This is a genomic window from Amycolatopsis sp. BJA-103 (genome assembly GCF_002849735.1).
Classification (GTDB): domain Bacteria; phylum Actinomycetota; class Actinomycetes; order Mycobacteriales; family Pseudonocardiaceae; genus Amycolatopsis.
Window position 1 is genome coordinate 839,297 of record NZ_CP017780.1, and the last position, 11,996, is coordinate 851,292.

Sequence of the window (11,996 nt, forward strand, 5' to 3'; positions counted from 1 at the left end):
CGGCAAGGGGTTCGGCGGGCGCAGGAGGTACCTTCACACCATGTCCACTCCACCCACCGCAGCGCCGGGAAGACCGTTCGGGCGCGTGCTCACCGCGATGGCCACCCCCTTCGACGCCGACGGCGCGCTGGACCTGAAGCGGGCGCAGGAGCTGGCCGAACACCTCGTGGATCTGGGCAACGACGGTCTTGTCGTGAACGGCACGACCGGCGAAAGCCCGACCACGACGGACGCCGAAAAGGCCGAACTGGTCCGTGCCGTCGTCGAAGCCGTCGGTGATCGCGCGACGATCGTCGCCGGGGCGGGCACGAACAACACCGCGCACAGCGTCGAGCAGGCGAAGCAGGCCGAAGCGGCGGGCGCCCACGGCATCCTCGTCGTCACCCCGTACTACTCGCGGCCCAGCCAGGCCGGGCTCTACGCGCACTTCACCACGGTCGCCGACGCCTCCGGCCTGCCCGTGATGCTCTACGACATCCCGCCGCGCTCGATCGTCCCCATCGAGGTCGACACGCTGCTGCGGCTCGCCGAGCATCCGCGCATCCTCGCGGTCAAGGACGCCAAGGGCGATCTGATCGCCGGCTCCGAGGTCATCGCGAACTCGCAGCTCGCCTACTACTCCGGCGACGACGGCCTCAACCTGCCGTGGGTCGCCGTCGGCGGCGCGGGCGTGGTCAGCGTGATCGGGCACGTCGTGGCCGGCCGGATCCGCGGCATGATGGACGCCTACGAATCCGGCGACACCTCCACCGCGCGCACCAACCACCGCGGCATGCTGCCCGTTCTGCGGGCGATGTCCCGGGTCGGCGGTGTCGCGTTCTCGAAGGCCGCCCTGCGACTTCGCGGTTTCGACATCGGAGACCCGCGGCTGCCCATCGTGGCCGCGAGCGACGAGCAGCTCCAGGCGATTTCAGCCGATCTCGCCCAGGGTGGCGTGCCGCTCGGTGAAAGCGCCGCCAGTGACTGGCATGGTGCTCGGGTGGCACAAGCAGATTCAGCGGCGGCCTACACGGCGCCGACCTCACATACCAGCGTAGGGACCATGCCTCGGTGAGTTCATTGTCAACCGGACCCGGACCGACCACCCCGCCGCCCGCGCTGCCCGAAGGCGCCTTGCGCGTCGTGGCGCTCGGCGGGATCGGCGAAGTCGGCCGCAACATGACCGTCTTCGAATTCGGCGGCCGTCTGCTGATCGTCGACTGCGGAGTCCTCTTCCCCGAAGACGACCAGCCCGGCGTCGACCTGATCCTGCCCGACTTCCGCGCGATCGAAGACCGCCTCGAGGACATCGACGGCCTCGTCCTCACCCACGGGCACGAGGACCACATCGGCGCCGTCCCGTTCCTCCTGCGGCTGTTCCCCGACCTGAAGATCTACGGTTCGCGGTTCACGAACGCGCTGCTCGCGGCCAAGGCCAAGGAGCACCGCCAGCGGCCGAACCTGATCGAGGTCCGCGAGGGGGAGCGCCGCACGGTCGGCGCCTTCGACCTCGAGTTCTTCGCGGTCAACCACTCGATCCCGGACGCGCTCGCGGTGGCCATCCGCACGCCCGCGGGGGTCGTGCTGCACACCGGTGACATCAAGCTCGACCAGCTTCCGCTCGACGGCAGGCTGACCGACCTCGCCGGGTTCTCCCGGCTCGGCGACGAGGGCGTGGACCTGTTCTGCGTCGACTCGACCAACGCCGAGGTACCCGGGTTCGTCATGCCGGAACGCGACATCGGCCCGGTGCTCGACGACGTCGTCCGCAAGGTCGGCCAGCGCGTCATCGTCGCCTGCTTCGCGAGTCACGTGCACCGCGTCCAGCAGGTGCTCGACGCCGCCGTGCGGCACGGCCGCCGGGTCGCCTTCGTCGGCCGGTCGATGGTCCGGAACATGGGCATCGCCGCCGACCTCGGCCTGCTGAACGTGCCCGACGGCCTGCTGGTCAACCTCGACCAGGCCAGTGACCTGCCCGAGAGCAAGGTGCTGTTCGTGTCGACCGGTTCGCAGGGCGAGCCGCTGTCGGCGCTTTCGCGGATGGCGCGCGGCGAGCACCGGCAGATCTCGATCCGCGCGGGTGACACCGTCGTGCTCGCCAGCTCGATGATCCCCGGTAACGAGACGGCCGTCTTCGGCGTCGTCAACGGCCTCACCCGGCTCGGCGCGAACGTCGTGCACCAGGGCAACGCCAAGGTGCACGTGTCCGGCCACGCGTCGGCGGGCGAGCTGCTGTACCTGTACAACGCGGTGCGCCCCAGCAACGTCATGCCGGTGCACGGCGAGTGGAAGCACCTGCGTGCCAACGGTGAACTGGCCGTGCGCACCGGTGTCGCGCCGGAGAACGTGGTCATCGCCGAGGACGGCGTCGTGGTCGACCTCGTCGATGGCAAGGCTTCGCGCACCGGCCGGGTCGAGGTCGGGCACGTGTACGTCGACGGCCTCTCGGTCGGCGACGTCGGCGAGTCGACCCTGTCCGACAGGCTCGTGCTCGGCGAGGGCGGCTTCATCGCCATCACGGTCGCCGTCGACACCAGCACCGGCCGCGCGGTCACCAAGCCGACGGTGTCCGGGCGCGGGTTCTCCGACGACCCCAAGGCACTCGACGCCGTGCTCCCGATGGTGGAGATGGAACTCGCCAGGACCGAGGCCGAGGGCATCACCGACACGCACCGCATCGCGCAGGCCGTGCGCCGCGTCGTCGGCCGCTGGGTCGCCGACACCTACCGGCGCCGTCCGATGATCGTGCCGACGGTCATCCCCGTCTAGCGGGTCGTGAGTGGCGATTCGGGTTAGAACCCGAATCGCCACTCACGACCAACCGGACCCACGCTTTCCGGCGCCCCTTTCCCACCTGAAGTACATGAAGGCCCCCTTCCTTGCGTTAGGCGCAAGGAAGGGGGCCTTCATGTACTTGTGGAAGGAGCCTTCACACGCCAGCGTTGTGACGGACCGGCTGTCACCTGCGCCTTCCCCTTACTCAGTCGAGTACCGGGGCCTTCTCGCGCATAATCGCCGCATGGTGATGGTGGGGGTGCACGTCATAGGGGCGCTGGCGGGTGTCGCGCTCGGAGTGGGCGCGGTCTATCTGGGGCGGATGTTCATCGAGGGCGCTCGCCGCGACCGGCGGCTGCGGCCCGAGCAGGTGGCCGAGGGGCTCCGTCGGGACCGCTGGGAACGCTTCGTCGAGATGATGGACAGCGAGGACGCCGCAGAGCGCCTCGAATGCTTCGCTGCACTGGAGCGCTACGGGCGCGAAGAGCCCGACTCCAGAGACGACGTCGTCGGGCTGACCTGCGCTTACTTGTGCAAGCCCTTCGAGTACCCGGTCGAAGACGAGGAAGAGCTCGAAGTCCGGCTCGCCGCGCAGAGGCTCCTCACCCGGCACTTCAGGTGGCCTTCGGGGGAGGCCCGGCCCTCCGAGTTCTGGGAGGTCGAAGAGCTGGAGCTGCAGGACGCGGTCCTCGTCGAACCCGACTTCGCGGACACTTTCCTCGTGCGTGCCGATCTCCAGGACAGCCTGATCGTCCGCGGGGACTTCCGCGGGGCCCGGTTCTCGCCTTTCGTCAACTTCGACAGGGCGTGCTTCACCGGCGACACCGACTTCAGCGGCGCGGCTTTCCCTCGGTATACGACCTTCATCGCCGCGATGTTCGGCGGGACGACCACGTTCGCCGGTGCCGCGTTCGACCAGGATGCCGACTTCACCGACGCGCGGGTGGAGCAGCCCGACGCCGCTCACTCATGGCCGTCACCTTGGCACCCGTGGGCGAACTCGCCGGTCGCCCACGCGCGGCTCATCCCGATGAAGACCGACCGGCGGCCACCGTCATCAGCAGAGCGAAGGCGATCGTGATCGCCTGACCGAACAGGGCGTTGCGGGCTTTGCGCTGTTCCGCACGAGTGGGCCGGTTCATCACGGATTCCCCCGGTTTCGAGTGTTTTCCTTACGTGGCAAGTGTTCCGTGACCCGACCCCGGGCGCCTCCCGCCTCGGTAGGGTTCGCCTACGCCGCAGGTCGCAGCCTTCCCCTAGGGGTGGGGTCGGCGTACCCTCGGACGCCCTTGGAGCCCCAGACCGGGAGAGTCGATGGGACGCCACACCACCGCCCGGACCCGAAGACGGATGCTGCTCCCGCTACTGGCGCTCGCGCTGGCGGCCGTGCTCGGCGCGGCCACCTGGGTGGCGGTGGCCATGGCGCGATCCGACCCCGGCTGCGAGCCCGCGCGGGTGGTCGTCGCCGCGTCGCCCGACATCGCCCCCGCCGTCACCGAGACCGCCCGTGACCTCGCACTCGCCTGTGTCGCTTTCGACGTCCAGCCCCGGGAATCCCTCCAGATGGCGGAGGAGCTGTCCGGGACCGCGCCGAAGCCTCAAGCCTGGATCCCGTCCTCGACGCTGTTTCTCCGACGCGCCAACGGTGTCCCTCTCTCGGGGCCGTCGGTGGCCAGTTCGCCGGTGGTGCTCGCGGTCGCGGAACCCGTCGCGAGCGGGCTCGGCTGGCCGCGCAAGACGCTGACCTGGCCGGACGTCCTCGGCAGCGCCGGAATCGTCGCCGGAATGCCGGATCCCGCGCGCGACCCCGTCGGCGTCTCCGCGCTGCAGGCGCTCCGCGACGTCACGAAGAGTGCCTCGGATCCCGCCGGCGCGTACGTGGCTTTGCTCCGGAAGTTCGCCGCCAACACCTTCGACGCGACATCCGCTTCGCTGACGGTGTTCCCCGCGTCGGAGAACGCGGTGCTGCGGCACAACGCCGAGCTTTCCGACGGCGAGGCCGCCCTGGTGGCCGCGTACTCACCCGCGTCGCCGTCACTCGACTACCCGTTCGTCGAGATCGCGGGCGCGACTCCGCAGCAGGGCAAGGCGGTCGCGGAGCTGAAGCGGGCGCTGCTCAACGGTGCCGCGACGAGCACGCGGTCCGGTCTCCGCGCCCCGGGCGGGCAGGCGTTGCGGCTGACCGAAACCGATCAGCGCGTTTCTGCGCAGGGGCAGCGCAGTGCCGAGATCCCGGCCGTCGCCGAGGTCGACAAAGCGCTCAGCCAGTGGGCGGGCGTGAACGCGAGCGCCCGGGTGCAGGTGCTCATCGACGTCTCGGGTTCGATGAGCGCGCCGGTCCCGGGAACCGGCAAGTCCCGGCTCCAGATCACGCTGGAAGCGGCGGAGAACGCCCTGCACCTGTTCAAATCCACCTCACAGGTCCGTTTCCTGGCCTTCGCGACCAAAGTGGACGGTGAGCGCGACTACCGGGAGATCCTGCCGATGGCGCCGGTCGGGCGGCAGCTGACCGCGGTCGACAGGTTGCGCGCGGTCCGCGCCGTCCCCGACGGGCAGACCGGGCTCTACGACAGTGTCCTCGACGTCTATCGGCTGGCGCACAAGGAATGGGAGCCGGAGAAGCTGAACCTGGTCATCGTGATGACCGACGGCCGCAACACCGATCCCGGTGGCATCAGCCGCGAGAACCTGCTGACCGAGCTGGGAAAGCTGCGCGACCGGAATCGCCCGGTGCCGTTGATCGCCATCGGGATCGGCCCGGACGCCGACGAGACCGAACTCCGGCAGCTCGTCGCGCCCGCCGGTGGGCAGGCCTTCCTCAGCCGGGATCCCGCGAAGATCGGGGAGGTGTTTTACGGGGCTCTCGGCCGGATCGCCGGCGCTGGATGAAGTAGACGCCGAGGATCACCGCCAGGCTGAGCAGGCTCAGATACAGCTGGGCGCGGGTGTCCGAGTCCACGAACAGCATCGACGCGACCACGGCCAGCGTCCCGGCGAGGGTCAGCCAGCTGAGCCATGGGTAGCCCCACATGCGCAGCTTCAGCCGTTCCGGTGCCTCGGTCTCCAGGCGGCGCCGCATCCGGAGCTGGGAGCCGGCGATGATCGCGTAGACGAACAACGCGACGGCGCCCGCGGAGTTGATGATGAAGTAGAAGATCTTGTCCGGTGACACGAAGTTCATCACCACGGCGACGTAACCGACCGAAGTGGACACCAGGATGGCCTTCCACGGCACGCCACGCCGGTTCGTGTCGGCGATCCATCTCGGCGCCCAGCCGTTGCCGTGCAACGCGAACAGCATGCGGGAAGCGGTGTACAGCCCGGAATTCAGCACGGACAGCACGGCCGTGAGCACCACCGCGCTGACGATCGTCTCGGCCGCGGGGATGCCGAACCGGCCGAACGCGGCGGCGAAGGGGCTCGTCGTGGTCGGGATGTCGCGCCAGCCGGTGATCATCACCAGCAGCGTCACCGAACCGACGTAGAACACGATGACCCGCCAGACGATCGACGAGGTCGCCTTGCGCACGGCCGTTTCGGGCTCCCGTGACTCGGCGGCGGCGATGGTGACGATCTCCGCGCCGAAGTAGGAGAAGATCACGATCACCACGCCGTGCACCACCGAGAACGGGCCGTTGGCCAGGAAACCGTCCTGCGCGATGGTGCCGACCGAGAACGAGCCACCGGGCCAGGCGCCGAGCACGAACAGGATGCCCACCACGAGGAACACCACGATCGTGGCGATCTTGACCGACGCGAGCCAGAACTCCGTCTCCCCGAACGACCGGGCCGAGGCGAGGTTGGTCGCGGTCAGCAGCAGCATCAGCACGAGCGAGAAGATCCACTGCGGCACAACGGGAATCCACGTCTGGAGGATCTTCGCCCCGGCGACGGCCTCGAACGCGACCACGCCGACCCAGAAGTACCAGTACAGCCAGCCGACGGTGAAACCCGCCCAGCCGCCGAGCGAGGTCCGCGCGTATTCCATGAAGGAGCCCTGCGACGGCGCGGCCGTCGCCATCTCGCCGAGCATCCGCATCACCAGCACGACGATCAGGCCGCCGATGGCGTAGGAGAGGACGGCAGCCGGGCCGACGGTGTGGATGACCGCGCCGCTGCCGATGAACAGGCTGGCGCCGATGATGCCGCCCAGCGCGATCATCCGGACGTGGCGTTGCCGCAGGTCCGGGCGCAGGCCCGCCCGCTCGGTCGTCCGTTCCGGGGTGGGTTCGGCGCCCATTCGCTGTTGCCTCCTGTCGCCAGTGGCGGTGAATCGCGGGATTGTCGCACCGCAAGAGCCAGAGGAAAAGTGTTTGCGCAACCCCCGGTGAACAGGCCGATGTGGACTCTGCGAACCTAGGCACCTCCACCGCGCGTTCCGAGGAGCTCTTCGATGCCGCACGCCGTCCTCCGGTTCCTGCCTGCCGTCGCCCTGGCCGCCGTGCTCGCGGGCTGTTCGGACGAGGCACCCCAAGCCCAGACGGCGCCGCCCGGGTCGTCACCGCTGGCGCAGCAGGCCGCCGTTCCGTTCAACGACGCCGATGTCGCCTTCGCGCGGCAGGCCCTCGCGCATCACCAGCAGGGCGTGGATCTGGCTTCCCTGGCGGAATCCCGGGCGGACGACGCCCAGCTGAAGGTGCTCGCGAAGCGGGTCATCGACACGCACGAACCGGAGATCGCGCGGCTTTCCGGGCTCATCGAGTCCTGGGGCCAGCCCGCACCGGACGACCCGAACCTCGAACACATCCAGCGCGACGGCTACATCAGCCCGGGTGACATGGCGGAACTGGCGGGACTGTCCGGAAAGGACTTCGACCGCCAGTTCGTCGCGCGGCTGATCCGCCAGCGCGAGTCGGGTGTCCGCATCGCCGACGCCGAAACCCAGCACGGCCGCAACCCCGACGCCCGCGATCTCGCCGCGACGACTTCGCGTTCGCAGCAGCAGGAGATCGGGGATCTACGGGGCCTCCAGAACGGTTGAGTCCGTCTGGACCACGTTCGAGTTCAGCTGCACGATGTACGCGCCGGTCAACAGGACGACCGCGCCCGCGGCCTGGATCCAGCTGAGCGCCTCACCCAGCAGCAACCAGGCGGCGGCCGCGGCGATCAGCGGCTCCACCAGCCCGACGACACTCGCCACCGACGCCGGGAGATGGCGCAGCGCCGCCATCCCCGTCGCGTAGGCGATCACCGTCGCGATCAGCACCAGCGCGATCAGCAGCGACCACACCGGCGGCTGCCACGGCCCGAACGTCGCCGGGGTGCCGAGGACACCCCACGGGATCGTCCACGGTGGAGCGACCGCGCAGACCAGGACCGCGCCGACCGTCATCCCCCAGGTGACCATGCCGAGCGGATCCCGGTCCGCGACGCCGCGTTCCCCGAGCAGGAAGTACCCCGCCGAACAGACGGCCGCGCCCAGTCCGGCGAGCAACCCGACGACGTCCAGACTGAGGCCTTCCCAAACCTGCGCGACCAGGACGAGCCCGGTCATCGCCAGCGCGATCCCCGCCCACATCGCCCTCGGCAGCCGCACGCGGCGGACGAACCGCACCCACAGCGCGATCAGCACCGGCGAGGTGAACTCGAGCAGGATCGCGATCCCGACCGGGATCCGGCCCGCCGCGAGGAAGTACATGAGCTGGACGCCGGCCACGCCGAGCGAGCCGTACGCCAGCAGCAGCGGCCACTCGCGCTTCGTCACCTTGAGCAGCTTCGGCCGGAAGACGGCGACCAGCGCGAGCAGCACGATCGCCGACAGCCCGATGCGGATCGCCGCGACCTGCTCCGGTGACATCCCCGCCTGCATCGCCGGTTTGCCCAGCACGCCCGACGTCCCGAAGAAGAGCGCGGCGAGCAGGATGAGCATGATGCCCCGGCCGCGGTGCGCGACGTGCTGGGCGGGGGCGGCGAGTTCGGCGGTCACGGCCGGAGGGTAGAGGCCGGGGGACCGTGGGGCGAGCCGTTTTCCCAGCGGCTGGGTTTGGTGCCCGAATCTGTCGTGACAGGGATGGTCTCGCAGGACCGTGTGGATTTCGGGACATCTGACGTCCCGAAATCCACACGGTCACCGAAACTCAGAAGGAGGTGCCGCCGTCGGTCCAGTCGGTCCGGTCGAAGTCGTCGTCATCGACGGGTGCGCGGCGAGGCTTGCGGGCCGGAGCGGGTTCCGATTCCGGTTCTGGTGGAGCGGCGGCAGGCGCTTCGAGGGCCTGGGGTTCGGGGGTGCCGTTCGGCCAGACGCAGGGTGAGGTCGCGCCGAGGTAGAGCTTGCCCAGACTGTTCGCCTTGATCGACATGTCGAAGGCATCGCCGGTGTTGCGCGCGAAGAGATACTGAATTGTCGGCCGCGAGTCGGTCAAGACTTTGAAGGCGTGCGATTCCCACCACTGAATGATCGCCGTGAAGTGCTCAGGGAACCGTGCGGAGTCCAGTCCGACGACCTCGTAAGTAGCGGAGATCTCGAAACGGCCTTGCGGGCCATTGTCGGTGGGGTCAGTGCACTCCGAACGATTCCGCGTGAACAACTTCAACTCGGCAGCGGCGGGCAAGGCTTCGAGCGCGTCCTGAATGTATTTCTCGACCTTGTCGTGAGCCTGCTGCTCGGTGATCGTCGATTTCATGTCGCTCCCACCTCCAGGGGAACAAGCCGCCGAAAGTATCAGCAGGGCGAAGATGGCCGGAAGAGCCCGGTTGGTCATGTCGTCGGCAATCCAGCGATGATCTGGCCGAGGTTGGTCAACGAGGGGTTGTTGTCTTCCCAGTATTCGCTGTGCGCCTCCTGGCTGTACCCGCCGAACCCGTCCGTCCCCGGCGCCGAGGTGAACACCTGTCCGCCGAAGCCCGCGTCGGTCGGGTCCTGGCCGAGCACCAGGTCGTATCCGGCGATCTCGAGGTTCGCCAGGTTGATCATGTCGTGTTCGGCCACCGTCGCGTGCACATGCTTGCCGACTTCGCCCTGATCCACCCCATCGAGGTGCAGTTCGCTCACGTCGTGCGCGCCGACGCCCGGGCTCGCCACGAAGACGAGTTCGTCCGCGGCGAGGCCGCCGTCGCGGGCGGCATGACCGACGACCGTCGTGCCGTAGCTGTGGCCCAGCACCGTGTTGTGCGACGGCGGTCCCTGATGCGTTTCCCGTAGTCCGTCCTGGAATCCGGCGAGGGCGGCTTTACCGCCGTCGGCGTACTTTTCGCTCGCGGCGTCGGTGATCTCATTCGGCGCGTCGTAGCCGAGCCAGGTGATCACCGCCGTCGACGGTGAGCCCGCGGTGGTCGCCACGGCCCACATCTTGTCGGAGCGGTTGAGGTCGCCGCCGATCCTCGCCAGTTCCGACCCGGTTCCCGGCACGTACGTCGCCACGTTCGTCGCCGTGTCCGGGTTTCCCGCCGACACGATCGCCTTCCCGTCGCCGCCGGTGTTCAGTCCCAGCAGGAACGCCCGCGGTTCCGGCTGGTCCAGCCGCCGCGCGATGGCTTCCAGGCCTTTCACCTTCGGATCGCCTTGGAGCCGCGCGATCTCACTGGCGAGGACGGCGCGGTTGGCGGCGTCGCGGTCGGTGGCCGGGATGCCGTCGAGATTCCCGACGAGACCCGGATTTCCTTGCAGCAGAGCGACTTTCGCCGTATCCGACAGGCTGTCCCACCAGGCCTTGTTGTCTCCGGGGGAGCCGTTCTCGGGCGGCCCGATGATCGACAGGCCGCTTTGCGCAGCGCCGGTGTCCGCGGCCTGGGCGAGGGTGCCGCCACCCTGTTCGGTGATCTCGCCGCGCAGGGCCCGGTGCAGGATGGCGGCGAAATCGGCGTCGACGTCGGTGGCGCGGCGCAGGATCTGTTCGATCCGGTCGGCCAGTTCCGTCATCACGCGAGGCTCCGAAGGCCCACCGGAAGAAGTGATCTCCCCGCCGGAGCCGATGCGCAGGCCGTTCCGGGAGGCGAGTTCGTCGGTCTCCCGCACGAACGCGACGATCCGGTCCAGCGCGATCTGCACCTCGTGCGCGCCCCGCCGGACCGCGGCCGCTTCGGCCACGAGTTGTTCCAGGGTGGAGGTCAGCGATTCGCCCCGCGTCGACGCGGCTATGGCGGCCTCGCCGAGCCAGCCGGGGACCCGGGTCATGGACTCGACGTCGTCGTTCGCGGCGATGATCCGCGTGCAGCCGTCGTTGAGCGCGTCGGCGACCGCGCCGATCGCGGCCGGATCCCATCGGCGCACGTCGCCCCAGGTGAGCATCAGACGGGGAGTTCCCGGGACGCCGCCAGCTCGTTCGAGCGGTAGCGGGCAGCGGCTTCGCCGAGTTGGTCGGCGTACTCCGCGGTGTTCGCCGCCCAGCCGGGCACCGTGCGGCCCCACGCGTCCGCGAGCAGTCGCGCCGCTTCACCGGACACGCCGCCCGGCAGGCCCGCCGCCACACCGTCGAGCGTGGCCGCGAGGTTCACCTGCCCGACGTCGCCCGAAGCCCGTTCCGCCGCGCTTGACGCGGCGCCGATCGCTTCCAGGACCACCTCGTATCCGCCGGTCATCCCGCTTCCTCCCGTAGCGTGACGCTGTGTGACCACCCTACGACGCGGGAGACGGCCTGGCGGTTCCCGTCAGCCGTCCTTGAACAGGCCGTCGGCGACGTAGCGCGAGACGGTGGCGAGCCGCCGCCCCTGCAGGCGGAGGGCGTCCAGGGCGAGGTCGTCGGGTTCGGAGGACTTGCGCGAGACGAACGAGCCGCCGTAGGGATTGCCCGATTCGAGCAGCTGCGGATCGGTGTAGCCGAGCGGCAGGACGATGGCGCCCCAGTGATAGAAGATGTTGTTCGTCGCCAGCACCGTCGATTCGAGGCCGCCGTGCGCGGTGGACGCGGTGGTGAACGACGTCGCGACCTTGTTGACCAGCTTTCCCTTGGCCCACAGGCCGCCGGTACTGTCCAAATAGGACTTCAGCTGGGCGGCGGGGCCGCCGAACCGGGTCGGGCTCCCGGCCGCGAAACCGTCGGCCCACTCCAGGTCTTCCAGTGTCGCCGTCTCGTGGTGCGGGCCCGCGTCGACCCACGCCTGCCAGCGCGGATTGCTCGCCACGGCACCGGGCGGGGCGGTCTCGGGAACCGTGCGGACGCGGACGTCGGCTTCGGTCTCACGGGCGCCGTCGGCCAGCGCCGACGCCAGTTTCGCGGTGTTTCCGGTCGCGCTGTAGTAGACGACGAGGATGCGGGTGCTCACGTCCGCCGACCTTAGGCGAGCGCGAGCACCCGTCTCAGGAT

General features: G+C 69.4%; 11 protein-coding genes. 5 read left to right on the forward strand and 6 right to left on the reverse strand.

The features are described from left to right. The first annotated feature begins 40 nt into the window (after positions 1–40). From dapA to BKN51_RS03885, 4 genes are all read left to right on the forward strand, one after another. Complete coding sequence (gene dapA / locus BKN51_RS03870) at positions 41–1,054, forward strand: 4-hydroxy-tetrahydrodipicolinate synthase (protein ID WP_101606305.1); 1,014 nt, start codon at positions 41–43, stop codon at positions 1,052–1,054. 5 nt (positions 1,055–1,059) lie between these two features. Further along, entirely contained in the window at positions 1,060–2,748 is a 1,689-nt protein-coding gene (locus tag BKN51_RS03875) for a ribonuclease J (protein WP_369862488.1), read from the forward strand. Between the two features lie 250 nt (positions 2,749–2,998). Next, positions 2,999–3,835 carry a pentapeptide repeat-containing protein gene (locus BKN51_RS03880; RefSeq protein ID WP_233224243.1) on the forward strand — a complete coding sequence of 279 codons (837 nt, stop codon included), beginning with the start codon at positions 2,999–3,001 and terminating at the stop codon, positions 3,833–3,835. 233 nt (positions 3,836–4,068) lie between these two features. Beyond that, positions 4,069–5,643 carry a VWA domain-containing protein gene (locus BKN51_RS03885; RefSeq protein ID WP_101606307.1) on the forward strand — a complete coding sequence of 525 codons (1,575 nt, stop codon included), beginning with the start codon at positions 4,069–4,071 and terminating at the stop codon, positions 5,641–5,643. Here BKN51_RS03885 and BKN51_RS03890 read toward each other — a convergent pair. After that, positions 5,573–6,994, reverse strand: a complete 1,422-nt coding sequence (locus BKN51_RS03890) for an amino acid permease (protein WP_101606308.1) — start codon at positions 6,992–6,994, stop codon at positions 5,573–5,575. The genes BKN51_RS03885 and BKN51_RS03890 overlap by 71 nt on opposite strands. A 153-nt stretch (positions 6,995–7,147) precedes the next feature. Here BKN51_RS03890 and BKN51_RS03895 point away from each other — a divergent pair, with 153 nt between their 5' ends. Continuing rightward, complete coding sequence (locus BKN51_RS03895) at positions 7,148–7,735, forward strand: DUF305 domain-containing protein (protein ID WP_101606309.1); 588 nt, start codon at positions 7,148–7,150, stop codon at positions 7,733–7,735. Here the strand turns inward: BKN51_RS03895 and BKN51_RS03900 are convergent. From BKN51_RS03900 to wrbA, 5 genes are all read right to left on the reverse strand, one after another. Next, entirely contained in the window at positions 7,712–8,680 is a 969-nt protein-coding gene (locus tag BKN51_RS03900) for an EamA family transporter (protein WP_101606310.1), read from the reverse strand. The genes BKN51_RS03895 and BKN51_RS03900 overlap by 24 nt on opposite strands. A 151-nt stretch (positions 8,681–8,831) precedes the next feature. Beyond that, positions 8,832–9,377 (reverse strand): hypothetical protein, encoded by a 546-nt coding sequence (locus BKN51_RS03905; RefSeq protein WP_101606311.1) that lies wholly within the window; start codon positions 9,375–9,377, stop codon positions 8,832–8,834. A gap of 74 nt (positions 9,378–9,451) precedes the next feature. Continuing rightward, entirely contained in the window at positions 9,452–10,981 is a 1,530-nt protein-coding gene (locus tag BKN51_RS03910; protein ID WP_101606312.1) for an alpha/beta hydrolase, read from the reverse strand. Continuing rightward, a complete protein-coding gene (locus BKN51_RS03915; RefSeq protein ID WP_101606313.1) occupies positions 10,981–11,271 on the reverse strand; it encodes a hypothetical protein in 291 nt (96 codons plus the stop codon). Before BKN51_RS03915 ends, BKN51_RS03910 begins: the two co-directional genes overlap by 1 nt. A 69-nt stretch (positions 11,272–11,340) precedes the next feature. Next, complete coding sequence (wrbA, locus tag BKN51_RS03920) at positions 11,341–11,955, reverse strand: NAD(P)H:quinone oxidoreductase (RefSeq protein ID WP_101606314.1); 615 nt, start codon at positions 11,953–11,955, stop codon at positions 11,341–11,343. Positions 11,956–11,996 lie beyond the last annotated feature (41 nt).